The organism is Streptomyces sp. RPT161 (genome assembly GCF_027533845.1).
GTDB lineage: Bacteria > Actinomycetota > Actinomycetes > Streptomycetales > Streptomycetaceae > Streptantibioticus_A > Streptantibioticus_A silvisoli_A.
In genome coordinates this window covers 212,041-231,627 of record NZ_JAPZVN010000011.1, presented here as the reverse complement: position 1 = coordinate 231,627, position 19,587 = coordinate 212,041, and the positions used below count along the sequence as shown (strand labels likewise).

The 19,587-nt window shown below is 70.0% G+C and carries 20 protein-coding genes; 7 read left to right on the top strand and 13 right to left on the bottom strand.

Features of this window, described 5'->3' with window-relative positions; genetic code table 11:
- Window positions 1-855 (bottom strand): ABC transporter permease (locus tag O5O46_RS22540; RefSeq protein WP_269857346.1); only part of this gene is annotated, 855 nt, incomplete at its 3' end.
- A 146-nt stretch (window positions 856-1,001) separates the two neighbouring features.
- On the opposite strand from O5O46_RS22540, the gene O5O46_RS22535 reads away from it, so the two are divergent.
- On the top strand, window positions 1,002-1,616 hold the full coding sequence (locus O5O46_RS22535; RefSeq protein ID WP_269857345.1) for a TetR/AcrR family transcriptional regulator: 615 nt from the start codon (window positions 1,002-1,004) through the stop codon (window positions 1,614-1,616).
- 57 nt (window positions 1,617-1,673) lie between these two features.
- On the opposite strand, the gene O5O46_RS22530 is transcribed toward O5O46_RS22535, so the two are convergent.
- From O5O46_RS22530 to O5O46_RS22505, 6 genes are all read right to left on the bottom strand, one after another.
- Window positions 1,674-3,422 (bottom strand): carbohydrate binding domain-containing protein, encoded by a 1,749-nt coding sequence (locus tag O5O46_RS22530; RefSeq protein WP_269857344.1) that lies wholly within the window; start codon window positions 3,420-3,422, stop codon window positions 1,674-1,676.
- A gap of 100 nt (window positions 3,423-3,522) precedes the next feature.
- A complete protein-coding gene (locus tag O5O46_RS22525; RefSeq protein WP_269857343.1) occupies window positions 3,523-4,182 on the bottom strand; it encodes a response regulator in 660 nt (219 codons plus the stop codon).
- The gene (locus O5O46_RS22520; protein ID WP_269857342.1) at window positions 4,175-5,512 is read right to left on the bottom strand and encodes a sensor histidine kinase; all 1,338 of its coding nucleotides are present in this window, start codon (window positions 5,510-5,512) and stop codon (window positions 4,175-4,177) included. Before O5O46_RS22520 ends, O5O46_RS22525 begins: the two co-directional genes overlap by 8 nt.
- A 50-nt stretch (window positions 5,513-5,562) precedes the next feature.
- Window positions 5,563-6,348, bottom strand: coding sequence for an ABC transporter permease (locus O5O46_RS22515; RefSeq protein ID WP_269857341.1), 786 nt, complete (start codon window positions 6,346-6,348; stop codon window positions 5,563-5,565).
- Window positions 6,345-7,247: an ABC transporter ATP-binding protein gene (locus O5O46_RS22510; RefSeq protein ID WP_269857340.1), complete on the bottom strand. Its 903-nt coding sequence runs from the start codon at window positions 7,245-7,247 to the stop codon at window positions 6,345-6,347. Before O5O46_RS22510 ends, O5O46_RS22515 begins: the two co-directional genes overlap by 4 nt.
- Before the next feature lie 315 nt (window positions 7,248-7,562).
- Window positions 7,563-7,802: a chaplin gene (locus O5O46_RS22505; protein ID WP_269857339.1), complete on the bottom strand. Its 240-nt coding sequence runs from the start codon at window positions 7,800-7,802 to the stop codon at window positions 7,563-7,565.
- 331 nt (window positions 7,803-8,133) lie between these two features.
- On the opposite strand from O5O46_RS22505, the gene O5O46_RS22500 reads away from it, so the two are divergent.
- Together O5O46_RS22500 and O5O46_RS22495 are read left to right on the top strand one after the other, a co-directional pair.
- Entirely contained in the window at window positions 8,134-8,364 is a 231-nt protein-coding gene (locus O5O46_RS22500) for a hypothetical protein (protein ID WP_269857338.1), read from the top strand.
- A gap of 118 nt (window positions 8,365-8,482) precedes the next feature.
- A complete protein-coding gene (locus O5O46_RS22495) occupies window positions 8,483-8,887 on the top strand; it encodes a RidA family protein (protein ID WP_269857337.1) in 405 nt (134 codons plus the stop codon).
- Between the two features lie 400 nt (window positions 8,888-9,287).
- Here the strand turns inward: O5O46_RS22495 and O5O46_RS22490 are convergent, their stop codons facing one another.
- The 3 genes from O5O46_RS22490 to O5O46_RS22480 all read right to left on the bottom strand — a co-directional run bounded on the left by O5O46_RS22490 (window position 9,288) and on the right by O5O46_RS22480 (window position 12,821).
- Complete coding sequence (locus O5O46_RS22490; RefSeq protein WP_269857336.1) at window positions 9,288-9,863, bottom strand: TIGR03086 family metal-binding protein; 576 nt, start codon at window positions 9,861-9,863, stop codon at window positions 9,288-9,290.
- A 94-nt stretch (window positions 9,864-9,957) separates the two neighbouring features.
- Window positions 9,958-10,656 (bottom strand): class I SAM-dependent methyltransferase, encoded by a 699-nt coding sequence (locus O5O46_RS22485; RefSeq protein WP_269857335.1) that lies wholly within the window; start codon window positions 10,654-10,656, stop codon window positions 9,958-9,960.
- Between the two features lie 134 nt (window positions 10,657-10,790).
- Entirely contained in the window at window positions 10,791-12,821 is a 2,031-nt protein-coding gene (locus O5O46_RS22480; RefSeq protein ID WP_269857334.1) for a glycoside hydrolase, read from the bottom strand.
- Between the two features lie 185 nt (window positions 12,822-13,006).
- On the opposite strand from O5O46_RS22480, the gene O5O46_RS22475 reads away from it, so the two are divergent.
- Both O5O46_RS22475 and O5O46_RS22470 read left to right on the top strand, forming a co-directional pair.
- Complete coding sequence (locus tag O5O46_RS22475; protein ID WP_269857333.1) at window positions 13,007-13,969, top strand: trypsin-like serine peptidase; 963 nt, start codon at window positions 13,007-13,009, stop codon at window positions 13,967-13,969.
- A 153-nt stretch (window positions 13,970-14,122) separates the two neighbouring features.
- Window positions 14,123-14,848, top strand: coding sequence for a hypothetical protein (locus O5O46_RS22470; RefSeq protein WP_269857332.1), 726 nt, complete (start codon window positions 14,123-14,125; stop codon window positions 14,846-14,848).
- A 139-nt stretch (window positions 14,849-14,987) separates the two neighbouring features.
- On the opposite strand, the gene O5O46_RS22465 is transcribed toward O5O46_RS22470, so the two are convergent.
- Together O5O46_RS22465 and O5O46_RS22460 are read right to left on the bottom strand one after the other, a co-directional pair.
- On the bottom strand, window positions 14,988-16,187 hold the full coding sequence (locus tag O5O46_RS22465; protein WP_269857331.1) for a cytochrome P450: 1,200 nt from the start codon (window positions 16,185-16,187) through the stop codon (window positions 14,988-14,990).
- Window positions 16,188-16,259: 72 nt separating this feature from the next.
- Window positions 16,260-16,457 (bottom strand): ferredoxin, encoded by a 198-nt coding sequence (locus O5O46_RS22460; protein WP_269857330.1) that lies wholly within the window; start codon window positions 16,455-16,457, stop codon window positions 16,260-16,262.
- Window positions 16,458-16,645: 188 nt separating this feature from the next.
- Between O5O46_RS22460 and O5O46_RS22455 the strand changes: the two genes are divergently transcribed.
- On the top strand, window positions 16,646-17,146 hold the full coding sequence (locus tag O5O46_RS22455; protein WP_269857329.1) for a MarR family winged helix-turn-helix transcriptional regulator: 501 nt from the start codon (window positions 16,646-16,648) through the stop codon (window positions 17,144-17,146).
- Window positions 17,147-17,246: 100 nt separating this feature from the next.
- Here the strand turns inward: O5O46_RS22455 and O5O46_RS22450 are convergent, their stop codons facing one another.
- Window positions 17,247-18,608 (bottom strand): S53 family peptidase, encoded by a 1,362-nt coding sequence (locus O5O46_RS22450; protein WP_269857328.1) that lies wholly within the window; start codon window positions 18,606-18,608, stop codon window positions 17,247-17,249.
- Window positions 18,609-19,042: 434 nt separating this feature from the next.
- Here O5O46_RS22450 and O5O46_RS22445 point away from each other — a divergent pair, with 434 nt between their 5' ends.
- Window positions 19,043-19,552, top strand: a complete 510-nt coding sequence (locus tag O5O46_RS22445) for a hypothetical protein (RefSeq protein WP_269857327.1) — start codon at window positions 19,043-19,045, stop codon at window positions 19,550-19,552.
- Window positions 19,553-19,587 lie beyond the last annotated feature (35 nt).

The following is a 19,587-nucleotide window of genomic DNA, read 5'->3' as shown; positions in this document are numbered from 1 at the left end:
CATGACCACCGCCCAGCCCAGTGCCAGCGGCCACACATGCGGCGGCAGGCTCTGCGCGCTCACGGTGTCGATGAGGGCGTACCGGGTCAACGTCAGGTAGATCAGGCCCGGATTGGCCTCCAGTAGCGCGGCGACCCAGTGCGGGGCGTGCGCCGTGAACACCCGCAGGTTGTAGAAGATCCCGCAGAAGTACATCCAGGTGCGCAGCAGGAAGGGCAGGAGTTGGGCGACATCGGCGACCTTCGCCCCGATCCGCGCCAGCGCCAGCGCCGTTCCGGCGTTGAACACCGACTGGAGGAGCAGCGCCGGAACCACGAGCAGCCAGTGCGCGGTGAACGGCACCCCGCAGGCGAGCACGATCACGCCCAGCACGCCCATGGAGAAAAGCAGTTGTTGGAGCTGGATGAGCGTGATGGCGATCGGCAGACAGGCCCGCGGGAACTGGAGCACCCTGATCAACCCTAGGTTGTCGGAGATCGCCCGCGTTCCGGAAAGCGCCGAGGTCTGGGTGAAGTTGAAGACGAAGACGCCGGTGCACAGATAGGGGATGTAGTTCGGAATTCCGTGTCGGGTACCCAACAGCAGCCCGAACACAAGGTAGTAGACGCCCGCGTTGAGCAGCGGGGTCATCACCTGCCAGGCCTGGCCGAGCCTGGCCGTGGCGTACATGGCCGCGAGCCGCGAGGTCGCGTAGGCGGCGACGAAGTGGCGACGGGCCCACACCTGCCGGACGTAGTCGGGCAGCGACGGCCGGGCGCCGCTCACCCTCAGGCCGTACGCGGCGGCCAGTCGCGCCGGATCCGGTTGCGGGGCGGTGACCGCCGCCAGAGGGGGCGGCGCCAGGTCAACAGTCACGTGGAGGGTGCTTTCGTCCGAGGGCGGGCACGGCACGGCGACGGGGAGCGCACGTCGGAACGATGCCGTCTCGTCGCTTGGTGGACGGTATCCGGGAATCCGATGGAACGCAACCGTTCCGTCGCTACGTCGCGTAGGCTCGGCACATGTCGCAGTCACCGTCGTCCCGCCGCACTCCCGCCGGAGCCGCCGTGCTCCGGGAGGACGTGACCGCCGCCATCCGTACCGCGGTGTTCGAGGAACTGGCCGCGGTCGGCTACGCGCGGATGACCATCGAGGGCATCGCCCGCCGGGCCGGGGTCGGCAAGGCGGCGGTCTACCGGCGGTGGCGCTCCAAGCTGCCGCTGGTCCTCGACGTGGTCTCCGAGGTCGCCGTCCAGGGCATGCCGGTCCCCGCCACCGGCAGCCTGCTCGGCGACGTACGGGCGCTGCTGGAGGTCACCGCCCGGGCGCTCGGACACCCCATGGCCTCGCAGATCGTCCCGGACCTGCTGGCCGAGGCCGCCCGCAACCCGGAGATCGCCCAGGCGCTACGGGCCGCCCTGCGAGGCGTACAGCAGGGCATCACGCAGGCCGTGGTCGGGAGCGCGGTCGAACGCGGTGAACTTCCCGCCGACATCGACCCCGACCTCGCGCTCGACCTGCTCGCCGGCCCCCTCTACTGGCGCCTCGCGGTGTTCCGCTCCCCAGTGCCCGTGGCCGACCTCGACGCCCTGGCGGCGGCGACGGTGGCCGCCCTCACCGCGGCGCGACGCGCGTAACGGAAGGGCCCATGGGGTGCATCCCATGGGCCCCTCCGCCGCGACGGCCGACAGCCGCTAGCTGAGCGAGAAGTCGTCCCCGTACACCTTGCCCTGGCCGTACCAGCCGTGCACGTAGACCGTGACCTTGCCCGACGACCCGGTGGTGAACGGAACCGTCAGCTTGGTCCAACCGCTGGCCGAGGTCCAGGTGTCGGCCGTCGCACCGCCGCTGACACCGATGTACGCGTAGTCGCCCTGGACCCAACCGGTCAGCGTGTAGGCGGTGTTCGGAGCGAGGGTGAGGGACTGGTCGCACTCGCCGGTCTGGCTGGCCGTCGGCGTCACCTGAAGGGCGTGGCTGCCGGAGTGGACCGGAGCGCTGACCACCGTACTGCCCGACTGGCAGGTCCACGGGCTTGTACCACCGCTTTCGAAGCCGCCGTTGACGATGGCGCCGGAGCCCCCACCAGATCCCGTCACGGTGAGGGTGTACGTCGCCGTGTGACTTCCGGAGGCGCCCGATCCGGTGACGGTGATCGGGTAGCTGCCCGGCGCCGCCGACGAGGAGACCGACGCCGTCAGCTGCGCCGTGCCGCCCGCGCTCACCGACCGCGGGTTGAACGCCACCGTCACCCCCGAGGGCGCGCCGCTCGCCGTGAGGGCGACGTTCTGCGCGGCGCCCGAGGTCACCGCGGTGTTGACGGTGGTGCTGGCCGTACCACCGGGCGCCACGGAGCCGGACGACGGCGACACGGCGACGGAGAAGTCGCTGCCCACCGAACCACTGCCGCCGGTGAAGGGTTCGAAGGCGTGGCTGAAGTACCACTGACTCTGCGCGATTCCGGAGCAGGTGTCGGAGCCCGCGGTACCCGGGCAGCCACCGTTGTCGCGCTGTAGCGCCCAGAACGACAGGCTGCTGATCCCCTTCTGGACCGCCCAGTTGTAGACCGTCGTGGCATCGTCGGTGGTGAAGGTCTCCGCGGCGCCGTAGTCGTCGATGCCGGGCATCTCGGTGATGCCGACCATCGCCCACAGCTGCGTCGGGGTCTTCGACGGGTAGAGGCTCGCGAGTTGGCCGTACAGGCCGGAGGCGGCGTTCTCGGTGTCCGTCGCCATCTCATGGGTCGCGCCGTCGTAGTAGTCGAACGTCATGATGTTGACGATGTCGATGCGCGCCCCGTTCGACACCGCGTTCTGCAGCACGGCGAGCCCGCTGTCGGCAAGACCGCTGGTGGTGGTCGGCAGGGTGTAGGAGAACTGCACGGTACGGCCGTTGGCCGCCGCCCAGTCCTCGACCTGCTTGATCGCCTTGTTACGGCGGTCGATACCGGCGCTGTTGGTCAGCGAGTTGTCCTCGGTGTCGAGGTCGATGCGGGTGACACCGTAGGTGGTGATCACGCTTTCGTACGCGGCGGCGATGGCGGAGACGTCGGTGCAACTGTCCGCGATCTCCGTGCCGGTGTTGTCCGCGCTGTAACCGCCGAACGAGGGGATGACATCGCCGCCGTTGGACTGGATGGTGGCGATGTCCGAGCCGAACGACGAGGCGGCGATCGGCTTTCCGGTGTCACCGTTCCAGTACGGGGTGCACGAGCCTTTCGAGGCGGCCTGGATGAAGGCCATGGTCAGGTACTTCGCCCCGGAGGCCGATGACAGCGCGGCTGGGCTGTCGCCGTTGTACGCCTCGAAGTAGGGGGCGAAGACATGCGCGGGAAGGGGGGTCGCGGCGTGCGCCGCGCCACCGCCGGTCACGATGAGTCCCATGGATGCGGCGGCCGTCGCCAGGGCCGTCAGGGCAGCGCGAATCGATCGTATTCGTCTCATGTTTGCTCCCAGCAGGGTGAGGCGGCGTGGGGGGCCTCGGTGCGGCAAACATGATTGGACTAGACCAAGAGACTGTCAATACTCCTAACAATTAGCGTCGTTAACTTCCCGGCGGCCGCAGCAGTCCCTTCGCATAGGCGACGGCCACCGCCGCGGCCCGGTCCTTGACGCCGAGCTTGGCGTAGATGTGCAGCAGATGGGTCTTGACCGTGGCCTCACTGATGAACAGCCGCGCGGCGCTCTCCCGGTTGGTGGAACCCGCGGCGACCAGGCCCAGCACCTCGATCTCCCGTGGGCTGAGCGGCTCCCGCTCCGGGGTACGGACCTGGCCGAGCACCCGGCTGGCAACCGCGGGAGACAGCACCGACTCACCCCGCGCCGCCGCCCTTACCGCACGCACCAGTTCGTCCCGTGCGGTGTCCTTGAGCAGATAGCCGGTGGCGCCCGCCTTGACCGCGGGCAGCACATCGCTGTCGGTGTCATAGGTGGTGAGCACCAACACCCGTGCGGGCACGCGCCGTTCAGCCATGGCGCGGATCGCGGAGACTCCGTCAAGCCGCGGCATCCGCAGGTCCATCAGCACCACATCGGGGCCCAACCGCTCGGCGAGCGCCACCGCCTCGGCGCCGTCGGCCGCCTCGGCCACCACCTCGAACCCGGGGTCACCGGCGAACATCCCGCGCAGTCCGTCCCGTACCACCGGGTGGTCATCGGCGATCAGCAGCCGGACGGGAGCGTCGCACCCGATGTTCTCAGCCATCGACGCCCCCCTGGCTGATCGCCGGAAGCGTGGCGGACACCGCCGTACCGCCACCGCACTCCGACTCGACCTCCAGCCGTCCGCTGAGCCGCCGCACCCGCTGGCGCATCACGGTCAGCCCGAAACCACCGCCCCGCGCTCCCGCGCTGCCCGGCTCCGGCAGCGTCAACGGATCGAAGCCCGTGCCGTCGTCACGTACGTCCAGTGTCACCACGTCCTCCATGTACGACAGGGTCAGGCCGACGCGAGAGGCTCCCGCGTGCTTGGCGACATTGGCCAGCGCCTCCTGCGCCGCCCGCAGCAGCGTTATCTCCACCTCGGGGTGCAGCGGCCGGGCGGTGCCCGTGACGGTCAACTGCGCCTCGACGCCGTGCAGTTCCCGCCACTGACCGACCGCCTCGGCCAGCGCGGCGGGCAGCCCCGCGTGCTCCAGCGCATCCGGACGCAGCGCCCGCACCGCCCGACGGGCATCGGCCAGGCCCTCCCTGGCCAGTCGCGCCGCGTTCACCAGATGCCGCCGGTCGGCGTCCGGACCCCCGCGCTCCCGCGCCTGGTCCGCCGCGTGGAGTTGGGTGACGATCCCGGCAAGCGCCTGCGCCAGGGTGTCGTGGATCTCCCGCGCCATGCGCTGGCGTTCGTCCATCACGCCTGCCTCCCGGGCCTGGCTGATCAGTTGGGCGTGCAGTCCGCGGTTCTCCGCGAGCATCGCCGCCAGCCGCACGTTGGCCGTGCTCAGAGCCGCGTTGGACGCCTTCCTGCGGCTGCTCTGCCGCTCGGTGATCCCGTCCAGGGCGAGCACCGCGCCGACCGACACCACGTTGAACAAAAACGCCACCGTCAGGTTGACGAAGCCCGCGCTGGTCGTCGGCAGCATCCCGCCCGTCTGCGACACGGATACCGGCATCGCCGTCACCAACCCCCCCACGATCCGCCAGCGCCCGCGCAGATAGCGCATCGCGTGCAGATATCCCGCGAAGCCGAAGTACCCGAAGACCGGACTGGCCAGGGTCATCAGGAAGATCAGCACGATCAGCCCGCTGAAGTGGAACACCGTCAGCCACAGCCGGCCCCGGTCCTCGCCGAACCGGTCGTAGTGCTCGTAGCGGTCCAGCGCCGCGCGCAGCAACAGCCAGCCCAGCGCTGCCGCGGACAGTGCGAAGCAGTACGGGAGCGGCTTCGCCGTCGGCACCGGGACCGTCACCGCCAGCAGGACGGAGACCAGCAGCGCCGCGTACGGCAGATAGACCAGCATGGCCTGTAGCCGCTTCTCCCACAGCTCCAGGCGGGAGTCCTCGTCCGTGAGCGGTCTGTCCCTGCCCGCGCCGACCATGGTGTGTCCGGTCCCTTCCCCCGCTGCCTGCCCCCGGTGGCCTGCCGGGCTCACTCCCAGCGGAACAGCCTGGCCGCCGCGCACCCGGCGACCAGCGCGAACACCGTCATTGTCGCCAGATCACCGGTGTGTGGCCAATGGCCGTTCCAGGCGTCAAGCACCGCCTCGGTGGCGGCACCACTCGGTATGAAGTCCCCTGTGCGACGCAGTATCTCGGGCATCAGATCGCGCGGCACCCACAGCCCGGAGAAGAACATCAGCGGGAAGAAGCACGCGATGCCAATGGCGTTGCCCGCCTTGGCGGACGGCGCCAGCGCCGCGAGCAGCATACCGATGGCGAACAGCGAGGCGGCGGCCAGCACGAAGGCGACCAGGAAGGCCAACGGTGCCTGCGGCAGTTCGATGTGGAAGGCGAGCCGTCCCACCACCGCGACCAGCACCACGGAGACCACGGAGACCACCGCGTAGAGGCAGACCAGCGCGCCCAGTATCGTCGCCGCGGGCACCGGGCTGGCCGAGATTCGGCGCAGCACGCCCTTTTCGCGGTAGGCGGTGAGGACCGGTGCCATACCGTTCATCGCCAGCATGACGAGCGTGAATACGACCATGACCGGTGCGTAGACCTCCACGGTCGACAGTCCGTGCAGTTTGGGTGACGTCCGGCGGAACTCGGGGACGGCGCCGAGGACGGCGAGCAGCAGTACCGGAAAGGCCAGGGCGAAGAAGGCCGCGGCCGGATCGCGGAGGAACAACCGCCCCTCGGTGATGGTGAGTTTGCGCAGTGCGTACATGGTCTCCCTCCTCCCGGCGATGCGGCAGGTGGTGGTGGCGGTCATGTGAGGCGTCCGGTGAGGGCGGCATAGGCGTCGTCCAGGGTGCGCTCGTGGATGCGCAGATTGGCGACGAGGATCCGGTTGCGGGCGAGCAGGGCGGTGACCTCGTCGATCACCGATCCGCTGCCGCTGACCGTCACGGTTTCCAGGCACTGTTCGACCCGGGTGACGCTGGGCAGCGCGGACAGGGCCGCCAGGTCCACTTCCTGAGTGGGCCGGAAGCTGAGCGCGGTCCGCCCAGCACCGCCGTGTACCAGCTCGTCGGGGGTCCCCTCGGACACGATGCGCCCCTTGTCGAGGATGGCGGCGCGGTCGCACAACGCGGCCACCTCGTCCATGAAGTGCGAGACCAGGACGACCGTCACTCCGCCGTCCCGCAACCGCCGGACCAACTCCCAGGTGACGCGGCGGGCCTGCGGGTCCAGCCCGGTGGTGAGTTCGTCGAGGAACACCACGCGCGGATCGCCGACCAGTGCGAGGGCCATGAACAGCCGCTGCTTCTGCCCACCGGACAACCTGCCGAACTTCGCGTCCCGTTGCTCCTCCAGGCCCCACTGGGCGAGCAGCTCACCGGGGTTCCGTGGACACGGGTAGAAGGCGGCGTACAGGTCGAGCGCTTCGTGGACCCGCAGGGTGTCGGGCAGATGGGCCTCCTGTAGCTGTACGCCTATCTGGCGGCGCAGCTCGCGGCCCTGCCGCGTCGGGTCCAGGCCGAGAACGCGTACCGAGCCGGAGTCGGCGCGCCGCAGCCCCTCGACGCACTCCACCGTCGTGGTCTTCCCGGCGCCGTTCGGACCGAGCAGTCCGAAGATCTCGCCGTCCTCAACGGTGAAGGAGACACCGTCCAGCGCGGTGTGCCCTCCATACGTCTTGGTGAGGTCCATGACCTCGATGACCGCCATGCCGATCAGCTCCTCGTCCGCCGTTCCCAGGGCACTGAAAGCGTCCCGCGCGGACCCGCCCCCGCGCGTCGCCCGACCGGTTGGACGGGCAGATCGGTGTGGTGGACGCGGCGTGCCCACCAGGTGGTTGACAGGCACCCACCGATCGGTTGATGGACGTGTTCGCCAACTCCTCGGTTCAGACAACGCGTTCGCCGCGGCCCGGCGGCCCCCGGACAGCACGACGGCGCCCACCCGGAGGAACCACGGGTGGGCGCCGAGCGCGAGCGCCTTCGACCAGGCCGAAGCCGGAGCGGGGTATGTCCCCGCGTCGACTCACTTGATGGCGCAGGTGTTGCCGAAGGCCGGGTTCAGGATGCCGATGATGTCGATCGTGTTGCCGCAGAGGTTGACCCCGAGGTTGACCGGAATCTGGATGGCGTTGCCCGAGATGACACCCGGCGAGCCGACCGCGACGGCCCCGGCGCCGGCGTCGGCCGCGGCCAGTCCGGCGCTGCTCGCGACAGCGGCCCCACTCACAGCGGTCACCACGAGCGCCTTGGCGATACGCGACATGGTTTATTCCTTTCATGCATGAAGATCAGCGGATCACGCTCCCCACCGACAGCGGCAGGGACACTGACCAACGCGCAGATGCCCCATTTGTAGCGCAATGCCCCTCGAACAGGTGAATACCCGTGCAGCAGTCGGCGCAATGGTGACGTCCACCGGCGAGTCTCCCGCCCCACCGCACCCCAGTTGCCCTCCGCGCGGCGGGGCTTGACGACACCCGGGGCAACCGTCCGCTCCGATGGAGCAGCCGCGTCCGGCTCGCCGCGACAGACCGGCGGGAGCCACCTAGCGTCGCTAAAGTCCCATTCGCTTCGCTCGCTCCGAGGAGCTGATCGTGAAGAAGACCCTCGCACGTGGCGCCGCTGTCGCCTTCATGTCCGCCGCTGTCGTCCTGCCGCTGTCCGGCGTGGCCCAGGCCATGACACCCACCTGGAACCACCCCGACCACCAGCAGCGCCACTGCCGACACCACCATCACCACCATCACCATCACCACCTCTGGAACGACGGGTGGGCCAACCCCTGGGGTTGGCGCGACCACCGGGGCATGTTCGACCACCACTGACCCGGTGCACCCAGCGGCGTGACATCGACGGTCCCCGGCACTGCCGGGGACCGTCGCATGCCGGGCGGAGTCAGCCGTCGTTGGACGTGTGCGCCACTGGTTGCCTACGGTTCGCCGTATGACGCGGCGACAAGTGATCCTGAGCGGTTCGACCTTCGAGGAGCGGATCGGGTACGCCAGAGCGGTGGTCGACGGCGACTGGGTGCATGTGTCCGGCACGACCGGATTCGACTACGCGACCATGACGATCTCCGACGACGTGGTCGAGCAGGCCGAGCAGTGTCTGCGCAACATCGAGGCGGCGCTGGCCGAGGCAGGGTGTTCGTTCGACGATGTCGTCCGGGTGCGCTATCTGCTGCCCGTACGTGAGGACTTCGAGCCGTGCTGGCCGACGCTGCGCCGCCGCTTCGGGGAGGTCCGCCCGGCCGCGACGATGATGGTGTGCGGCCTGGCGGATTCGCGGATGAGGATCGAGATCGAGGTGTACGCCCGACGGCCCGCGCTGGGACGCTCCTCCTCGTGAGCCCGGGGTGCCACGCACCACTACCGACGCCCAAGTGGCGGAGGTGGTGGTGCTTCCCCGACGGGATCGACCGCCAGACCGAGCCCGGCCTGGCGGTCACGTCATCTGCGACAACCCGCGCACCCACAAGGCCTGCGGTGCACAAGTGGCTGCTCGCGCATCCCCGCTTCGAGCAGCACTTCCCCCGACGTGCTCAACGACGTCGAGCGGTGGTCCGCCGAACTGCGACGACGTTGTCCTGAAGGCGGGGTGTTCTGCTCGCTGGACGAGCTGAAGACCTCGATCGAGGGCTGACCAAGCACTGGAACGACCAGGCCCGGCCCTTCGGATGGACAAGGACACCCGCCCAGGTCATCGACCGTGTCCGCCGCGCATGCGACAGGATCTGCCGACCGGCTCGCTAGGGTCGTCGTCCCAGCAGGCACAGGAGTCTGGTCTGGTCGTCCGCCCCCTCCGGCGGCTTGATCGACTGTGCGAACAGGCCACTCTTGGAGAGGCCCTTCGCATAGGGTTCGACTTCGCGCAGGCAGGCGGCGGCCAGACCGTCCGGCATCCTCTCGTCGGCGCCGATCGCCCGGGCCAGGTCCCAGGCGTGGACCGCGGCGTCCGTGGTCATCTGGGCGCAGTAGGCGCTCGCCGGGCTGTCACCGTAGGACAGGTGGACCGTGCGCTTGAGTGCGCCCGGAATGCGGAACGCCTCGTAGGAGGCGGCCGACGCGCGGTCCCAGGCGGCCACCGGATCGTCGCCGAGCTGGTCGCCGTCGTACGCGTCGCCCACGTCCGCGACGCTGGCCCCGTCGAGCACCAGGTCGGGCACCCAGAGCTGCTCAACGGTCAGGTGGTTGACCAGATCGCGCACGGACCAGTCGGTGCAGGGCGTGGGGGCGTCCCACTGGTCGTCGCGTACCGCGTGCACCGTGGTGGTGAAGAAGTCGATCGCCTCTTCGTGTCGGCGCAGGATCTCTTTCTCAGACATGCTGCCGATTCTTCCCCCCGGCTGCCCGCGCGGCGCATTGCCGTCAGCACGTGTCGGGGGCGGCACGGTCCGGCGCCGCCCCCGCACTCCCCGGTCAGCGCAACGGGGCGGTGCCGCTGTGCAGGTGTACCACCCCGCCGTCCAGCGGGCGCCAGTGGACCCGTTCCCATCCGGCGGCGGCGATGCGCGCGCCGAGGACCGCCGGATCCGGCCAGTCCTCGATGGACTCACCCAGGTAGGCGTACGCCTCCGGATTGCTGCTCACCCTGCGGGCGATCAGCGGCACGAGATGCCGCAGGTACGCGCGGAACAGAGCACGCCGCAACGGTGTCTCCGGCAGGCTGAACTCACATACCGTCAGCAGCCCACCGGGCCGGGTGACCCGGAGCATCTCGGCCAGCACCCGCGAGGAGTCGGCGACGTTGCGCAACCCGAAGGATATGGTCACCGCGTCGAACGTCCCGTCGGGAAAAGGCAGTTGGTGGCCGTCGCCGACGACGAAGTCCATCGCCGGATGCCGACTGCGGCCTATGGCCAGCATGCTCGCCGAGAAGTCGCAGGCTACGACCCGCGCGCCCCGCGCGGTCAACGCCATCCCAGAGGTACCGGTGCCCGCCGCGACATCGAGGATCCGGCGGCCGGGGCCGGCCTGAACGGTTTCGGCCATCTGCCGGCCCCAACTGCTCATCCGGCCGAGCCACAGCCGGGCCCGGGTGCGGTCATAGCCCTGCGCGACCTCGTCGAACATGGCGGAGACCTCCGCCGGATCCTTCTCCAGACCTGCTCTGACCACGGTGTTCCCGTCTTCCGGACAATGGGGGGACAACACTTCCATGCCCATGGCGGAAATGTCCCTCCCTCGTGCGGCCGGATCGTTACGGTCAGCCGCCCGCGCCCGTCGACCGTCCCCGGCCCTCAACCGGCCTTTCAGCCCGTGACCTTGGCCGGGCAGAGCCGGTGCGTACCGTGCTGTCCGCGCAGCGTGGCGTCCACGCACCCGCCGGCCAGCCCGTCGTGGGAAGTGGTGCCGAAGTTGGCGGTCACGGTCAGCGTTCCGTCACCGAAGACGGTGCGCTGCACCTGGTGGTCGTCGGTGAGGTAGCGGAACGAGGTCATCGGCTGGGTGCCGGCGGCCTCGTGCAGCGGTGCGAAGTACTTCTGAAGAGAGGCGAGTTCGGCGCCGTGCTGCTGCAACGACGGCCCGTCCAGCACGAAGTTGAGCGGCACGTTGTACAGCATGGCCAGCAGCGCGCGGGTGTTCCTCTGCTGCGGCAGCTTGTCGAACGACAGCTCCCAGCGCTCCACGTTGACCACGGAGTCGTGCAGGGCGGTCTCGTAGAGCGGCACCCGGTACTTCGGGTCGTACATCGCGGTCGCCAGGTCGGCGGGCAGGTCGACCGGCTTGAAGAAGACGCCGGGCGCCTTCGCCGGAGCGTAGCCGCCCCAGGTCTGCCGGTCCTTCTCCAGCGGCCACAGGCCGTCGGCGACGGGTGTCGCGGAGCCGTGGTCGTAGGCCAGCACCTGGTTGGCCCAGGAACCGGCCGCTTCCGAGCCGAGGACCAGCTTGTCGCCCGCGGACAGCCGCTTCATCCGGGCCAGCCGGTTGGCACGGTCCTGGGCCTGGGTCATCGGGTGCGCCGCGCTGTGGTCCTGGTACAGCTCGCCAGCGGCGTCCACGTCCAGGAAGTAGCTGTTGACGCCGTTGGCGGTCATCTGCCGGGTGCGTTCGGCCAGGTAGTGCTGGCTGGGCTCCGCCTGTTCGAAGGCCTGCGAGCTGAGGTAGCAGCCGCGGTCGTGGAAGCCGGGAACCGGCTTGCCGTCGGCGCCCTGTACACAGAAGTCGGGGTACACGGTGCCGGGCCAGCTGGAGGTGGGGCTGTCCGAGGTCTTCGGGTCCTGCCCGTTGGCCCATGAGTCGTACGGCCCGACCAGGTACCCCGCCTTCTTGGCGGCGGTCACCGCCGCGGCGCTCATCGGTGAGCCGTCGGCGTCGTAACCGAGCCACATCCGGGAGACGCCCAGCTTCTTCAGCTTGGCTATGCCGTCCGGGGTACGGGCGTCGCCCCACAGGTAGGCGTGGAAGGCGCCGAGCAGCTTGGCGTTCTGCGGATTGGCGGCGATCTTGTCGCGCAGGCTGCCGAGCTGGCCGTGCTGCGAGAGCCAGCCGCGGTAGTCGACCGCCGGGGCGACCGGGGAGCCGTCGGTCAGCGCGAAGGTGACCGTGTAGTCGTCGGTGGCGTCGGCGTGCGAGAACTTGTGGCTGGTCGTGGTGTGCAGTCGGCCCTGGTCGGAGCTGAAGCTCAGGGTGCTGCCGATGTCGGTGGGCACCAGGTAGCTGACGCCTCGCCCGGTGCCGCGGAGCGTGTAGCCCCACATGGGCATGCTCAGGTCGGCGGACATGTCGGCGGCACTGCCCGCGAGCCCGGCGGCCGAGGAGTTCCAGAAGCGGTCGCCGACGGGGACGGACAGCCCCTCACCGCGCGGGAACTGGACGGCGTCGGTGGCCGGGTCGGTGCCGGTTACGGGCCAGTTCAAGGTGGTGTCGCGATGGGCGGCGGCGGTGACGCTCAACCGCCCGTGGTCGGCGCGGGCGGTGAAGTCCAGCCCGGATCCGGCGTAGCTCCAGTGCGCGGCGCCGTCGGAGGCGGTGATCCGGCCCGGGGTGCCGGGTGCGGTGGCGGGCGCGTCGGACAGCCGTACCGTGCGGCCGTCGTCGGTGCGCGCGGTGACCCGCAGCGATGCGGTGTCGATGCTGGCGGTGCCGCCCTGGACGGGCACGTCGATGCGGTTGCCGTCGACCCGCGGTGCGGCGGCGGGCCGGACGGGACCGGCATTGGCGACGACGGCGGTGCCCGCTGCCACCAGCGCGGTCGCGGCGGCGAGGAACGGTACGGCGCGCCGGACCCGGCCGCGCCTGCGGTGCGTCGTCGGTGCTTGTGTGTGTCGCGTTGAGTCCATGCGGAGTTGATAGGGACCGATACTGAACGGTTCCTGAGAATGGCCCGGCAACCCCTGGACTCCCGTGCTCCCCGGGTATTCGCGCGCTGACCACTCGTCACTCACCCTCAGTTCGTACGACGATGGCAGCGTTGTGCCGCTCGTGCCGCCGGTCCCGCACCTCGTTTCCCGTGGAGGAACCGCCCATGTGCAGATCGAGTGCTCTCCGTGCCCTGGCCCTCCTGCTCCTCACAGCCCTGGCCGTCGCCTACGGCGGCCCCGCTTCGTACGCCGCCGCACCGCCACCCCCCGCGCCCGGCGCCTCGGCGCCGACGTCCGCGGGCGGCGACGACTCGTACTGGACGGCGCGGCGCATGGAGGCGGCCCAACCGGTCCAGGACAGCAAGCCGGCCAAGGCGTCCGTACGGTCCGAGGCGACCGTGCCGCCGAGCCACCCGTTCAACGGGATACCGCAGGTGGGCACGTTCTTCTGGACCGACGGCAAGAACATCGGCCGCTTCTGCGGCGGCACCGTCGTACGCAGCCCGCGGCGCGATCTGGTGGTCAGCGCCGGGCACTGCCTGAGCCACCCGGACCCCAAGAGGCATCTGTCGTTCGTCCCGCAGTACCACGACGGGCTGAAGCCGTTCGGCATCTTCCCGGTCTCGGCGATATACATCGACCCCCGGTACTACGCGCTGGGTTCGGGCAAAGGCGCCCGCTGGGACTACTCGGTGGAGCGGTTGGCGCCACGGCAGGACGGGCGCGAGGTGGAGGATGTGGCCGGTGGCTTCGACCTGGCGGTCTACTCCGGGTACGCACATTCCCATGTGCGGCTGATCGGATATCCGGGGTTCAGCGACGCCAGCCACCCCAAGCCGCTGGACTGCTGGTCGTCCACGCACAAGTACACCAGCACCGACCCGGGCGCGCCCGGTGACTTCCTGGAGATCGCCTGTGCGGCGTACATCGACGGCACCTCCGGCGGGCCGTTCCTGGTGCGGGATCCGTTCGGCTACGCGCTGATCGGCGTCATCGGCGGATACCACACCGGCGGTGACACTCCCGACATCTCCTACAGCTCGTACTTCACCAAGGACACGCTCGCGCTGTACGTCCACGCCGTGCTCGGCGATCCGCCCGCGGGCGGCGGTCAGCCGGCCGCCTGACGGCGTCCGTGAGCGGTGGGGCGGGTCCGTGGCGTACGCGGCGCGGACCCGCCCCTTCGTCACGTATGGCTTACCGCGAGTTGCGCTGCGTGGTGGCCTCTCGCACGGTGGTCGAGTCTGAACCCCGCCACGTATGTGAAGGGATTGACCCCCATGCGCATATCCCGGAAGACCGGCATCCTCATCTCTTCCGCCACCGTCGCCGCGATGACGCTCGGCACCGTCGGTGCCGCGGCCGCCGTCACCGCCGAGCCGCCCGCCCGGCCCGTCGCCCACGCACCGGCTCCGGACCCGGCCGTGGTGCTCGGCCGACTGGCGAACCTCGGCGCGGTCAGCAAGGCCGTCGAGTCGCTCCAGGCCGCCATGACCGACAAGCGGGATCCGGCCAAGATCACCCGGCTGGTCGACCAGGCGAAGCGGCAGCTCGACGACGTCGCCGCCACGTCGAGGACCACCAGGGCCGGCATGAACGCGAAGCCGCGCAAGGCCGGGAAGCACGGCGCCTCCGGCAAGGTCGCGGACCCGACGCCCAGCACCGACGCCACCGACGCCCTGATCGCCAAGGCGGTCAACCAACTCGAGGCACGGCTGAACTCCGTGGTCCAGGCCGTGGACGCGAACAACCCGACGAACATCCTCGACGCGGTGAACGCCGCCCTGCTGTCCACCCTCAACGTCGTGAACGCCGTCCTCACCGCCAGCGGTCTGCCCGCGGTGAGCGTGCCGGGCCTGAGCCAGAGCCCCAGCCTGCCGAGCACCGTCACCATCACGCCCGCGGCGCCCGGCTCCACGGCCGTACCCGCCAAGCCCAGCGCGCCGAGCGCCCCCAAGGCGAAGCGCAGCGCTCCCGCGGCCCCCGGCGCGGCCGCACCCAACTGACCTCCGCCAACGGCGTGTTCGGCGGAGCGCGCCTCGGGGCGAGGCCGCCGGACGCGGATGGGCCTGGACCGTCCCGGAGCGGTCGGGAGCGGTCCAGGCCATCGGCCCTCACGGGCCGCCGGTCACCGTGACTCCGCCGTCACCAGGTCACCGGCAGTTCGTGAACACCGTAGATCGCCATCTCGGTACGGAAGCGGATGTCCTCGTACGGGATCGCCAGCCGCAGCTTGGGCAGTCTCCGGAACAGCGTCTCGACCGCGATCTGCAACTCCACCCGCGCCAGCGGCTGTCCGAGGCACTGGTGGACGCCGAAGCCGAACGCGACATGGCGGCGGGACTCGCGGCCGATGTCGAGTCGGTCCGCGCCCTCGAACACCTCCTCGTCCCGGTTGGCGACGGAGATCATGCACAGCACGCCCTCGCCCGCGCGGATGGTCTCGCCGCCCACCTGCACGTCCTCGGTCGCGACCCGGGGCAGCCCGGAGTGCACGATGCTCAGGAACCGCAGCATCTCCTCGACCGCGGGCTTGATCAGCGCCGGTTCGGCCCGCAGCCTGGCCAGTTGGGCCGGGTCGCGCAGCAGCGCCAGGGTGGACAGCGAGGTCATGTTGGCGGTGGTCTCATGGCCCGCGACCAGCAGGAGCAGGCAGGTGGCGGCCACTTCCTCGTCGGTCAGCTCACCGCGCGCCACCAGTCGGCTGATGATGCCGTCATCCGGCTCGCGCCGCTTGGCCTCCGCCAGCCGGCCGAGGTATTCGGTCAGTTCCTCGCGGGCCTGCCGGACCTCATCGGCAGTCGAGTGGTTGTGCAGCAGGACCCGGCTGCGTTCCTGGAAGTACCCGTGGTCGCCGTAGTCGACTCCGAGCAGTAGACAGATCACCAACGACGGTATGGGCAGGGCGAATTCGGAGACCAGGTCGGCGGGCGCGCCGTGTGCGACCATCCGGTCGAGGAAGTCGTCCACGATGCGCTGTATGCGCGGCCGTAGCGCCTCGGTCTTCTTGATCATGAAGTCGGCGGTGAGCATGCGGCGCAGCCGGGCGTGCTCGGGGTCGTCAAGGCGGATGAAGCTGGTGCTCTCGTTGGCCAGCGCCCGACGGCCGTCGGTGACGAACGGGAAGCCGGGGTGCCGGGCGTCGGCGCTGAACCGCTGGTCACGCAGTACGCTGCGGACATCGGCGTGCCGGGTGACCAGCCAGCACTGCGAACCGTCCCACAGCGTGACCCGGCTCACCGGCTGCTCCCGGCGCGCCTGCTCGTAGGCCGGTGGCGGGGCGAAGGGGCAGGCGCCGCGGGGTGCGGGGAAGTTCGGCGGTGCTATGGGGTGCGCGGTCGTCATCGCGGATCTCTCCTTCACGGTCAGGTGCGGAACGCGTACGGCGCGCCCCCTGGGGCGGGTGCGCCGGCGCGGTTACGCCTCGTGCACTTCGATGGCTCCGGACGGACAGACGGTGGCGGCGGTACGGACCTCGGCGTGGAGTTCGGCGGGCGGCCGCTGTTCGAGGAGCCGGACGATGCCGTCCTCCTCGCGCTGGTCGAAGACGTCGGGGACGGCCAGCACGCACTGGCCGGAGCCGCAACAGCGGTGGGTGTCGACGCTGACTCGCATGGGCCCTGTCCTCCATCGGGTCGACCCGTATACCTGGGCAACTAGATACCTAACAAAGGCAATTAATGCTGTTGCCACGCTAACTCCCGCGCCCGGCACGGAAACAAGGGGTCGGCGGGGCCGGACAGAAGTTGGCCGATTCCAGGTGATCTGGCGTCCGGGGTGCCCCGCGGGACTAGAGTTCCGCCATGTCCGACGCCGCCGCCGACGCCCCTGATGCCGCCGACGCCACCGCGGCACTCGACCGTGTTCTGCTCACCCTGTCCTACCTGCTCACCCGTCCGCAGGCGCATGACCGCTCGGTGAGCCGGGCGGAAGTCCAGATCGGCAGGTCGGATGTGCACCTGCTGATGGCGTTGGAGAACGACGGCGGTTCCTGCCGGGTCGGCGACCTGGCCGCCCGGCTGCTGGTGGAGCCGTCCCATGTGACCCGCCAGGTGGCCCAACTCCAGCTCCAGGGGCTGGTGGAGCGCACCCCCGACCCGACCGACCGCCGCGCGCGCAACATCACGATCACGCCAAAGGGCACCTCGGTGCTGGTGCGGCTGCGCCGCTCGAACCACGAGCGCCTGCGCGAGGCGCTGCACGACATCGACGAGCGGGACATCGACGCCACCGTTCTGGTACTGCGAAGGCTCATCGAGCGGTATGTGCGCGAGGTGCGGGCCGGCGGGCCCTGGCACCAGTGAGGACCGTGCGGACGGTGCGCGAACGCCGGAAGGCCCGGATCCGTGGTTGCACGGATCCGGGCCTTCCGCTTCGAGGCGCTCAGCGCTCCCGGGAAGAGGGTCAGCTCAGGCGCGCGAGCGCCGGGACGAAGCGGGCCGCGTCGACGGTGCCGACGCCGGTCGCCATGTCGTAGCCCTTCACCGCGGTGTAGCCGGTGACGCCCGCGTAGCTGTTGTTGGTGCCGTCCTTGACGTCCACGATCCCGGTGAAGGGGTTGTGCGCCGACAGGCTGTTCAGCTTGTACAGCGCCTTGTGGATGTCGCCCACCCGGTGGCCGGCCACCTGGTCGGCCAGGGCGATGATGCCGGAGAACAGCGGGCTGGCCTCGCTGGTGCCGCCCGAGACGTCCCAACCGACCGAGGTGGGGTCGTAGCTGGAGTAGACCCAGGCGCCACCGTCGACGGCGGCGGCCATGGAGATGTCCGGGGTGCCGCGGCGAGCGCCGACCACGTTCTTCACGCTGTCCTGGAACGCCGGGCGGGTGAAGACGTGCGACTGACCGCCGCCACCGGCGCCGTGGTCGTTGTACACGCTCTCGGGCTTGATGCGGTCGCCCTTGTCGTTCAGGTGCAGCTGCGTACCACCGACCGAGGTCACCAGCGGGTCGGAGGACGGCCAGGAGTTCACCCGGTACTTGTAGTAGCCCTTGCCGTCCGCGGTGTTGTCGGTCGCGCCGCCGTCACCGGAGGACGCCAGCACCGTCACCTTGTGCTTGGCCGCGTCCTTGAACGCGTAGCGCAGGTTGTTGATGCTGGAGAAGTCGCCCTTGTCGAAGCCCGGGAAGGTGTTCTCGGTGGCCCCGAAGCTCTGGGTGATGACATCGCCGATGTTGTGGTCGATCGCCCACTTCTCGGCGTCCATCATCTCCGGCAGACCGGTGACACCCTCGGTCTCGGCGACCGCGGTCTCGATCAGGACGATCTTGGCGTCAGGCGCGATGGCGTGCGCCATCTCGACGTCGAGGGTGGTCTCCCCCGCCCAGCCGGTCATGTCGGCGTTCTTGGGGTCCCACGGCGGGACGTTGCCCCACTTCTTGACCTCGACCTTGGTGTGCGGCAGGCCGAACTGCTTGCTGTACACGTCCAGATCGTGCTGGACCGTCGGCGAGCCGAACGAGTCGACTATCACGATCGTGCGCCCCTTGCCGGTGACGCCCTTCTTGTACAGCGGGTTCAGGTTGTACGCCTGACGGTACTGCAGCGGTGTGTAGCAGGCGAGCTTCCACTTCGCCTGGCACTGCTCCGTGGTCAGCGGGCTGCCGACGCCCTTGATCAGGGTGTGACCAGTGATCGCCGGAACAGCCTTGACCTGCGGCGCGGCGGCCGCCGACCCGCTCAGCGGGGAAAGCGCCGCAGCGGCGACCAGGGCGGTGACCCCGGCGGCTGCGGCCACGGCGCGCGGCCGGGGACGAACTCTTCGCATGAACTCTCCTTGTATGGAGGGAAGTCGTACTCAGACGACTGCGGCGATCCCACCTGGCAGGTCATGACCAGGACAAGAGTGTTTTGTTTTTACTATCAAATGCTTTACCTCCCTGCGTAATTCTTTGCCCTCCAATGACCACACCTTGACCGGAATTCACCTACGAAGCGGGACATTCGTCCCCACGGACCACCACCCCCTGTCCGTACTTCAAGACGCCGAGGGGCAGTTCCGCGCCCTCGCACCAACACGCCACTACCCGCATGGGCATGATCGGCAATCAGCACGGTGTGTCGTTCGGCACACCGCCGGCGGACAGCGGGCCGACGGGGCGTCACCTCTTCGGTGGCACGCGCAGCGCGGCGTACCCGGGACGGTGCGGGCGTGCGGTTACCTTCGCCGCCCACCCCCAACTCCCAGGAGACGAGGACCACATGCCCATCACCCGTGCGCCGCGGCGCGCCGCCGCCACCGTGGCGGCCTTCCTGCTTCCGCTCGGACTGGCGGCCCCGGCCGGCGCCGCGCCCGACCCGGTGGGCGGCGAGACCGCCACGGTGGCGCAGAGCCCGGACGGCCACACGTCCGGCAAGCCGTCCTCGGCCCTGGACCGGGTGGCGGACTTCTACGGGGCGTACGTCGACGCCCGCAACGGCGACAACGACACCTCGCTGACGGGCGCGCTGCGCCGCCACTACCTCAGCCAGGCGCTACGGGACCGGCTGGCCACCTGGGAGGAGGAGAACCGTGCCGACGGCGTACTTCGGGCGCAGAACGCCCCGCGCGGCTGGCGCGTTAGCTACGCGGGCGCCGGCGACGGGCAGAGCATCGCCACCGTGCGGCTGGCCTGGGGCAGCACGGCGCACCCCACGTACACCTATCTGAGGGTGCGCACCACGCTGTCGACGATGCGGATCAGCGACATCGACGACGCGCCGGACCACTGAGCCCCGACCGCGTGGCTCGCGGTCGGGGCTCAGTG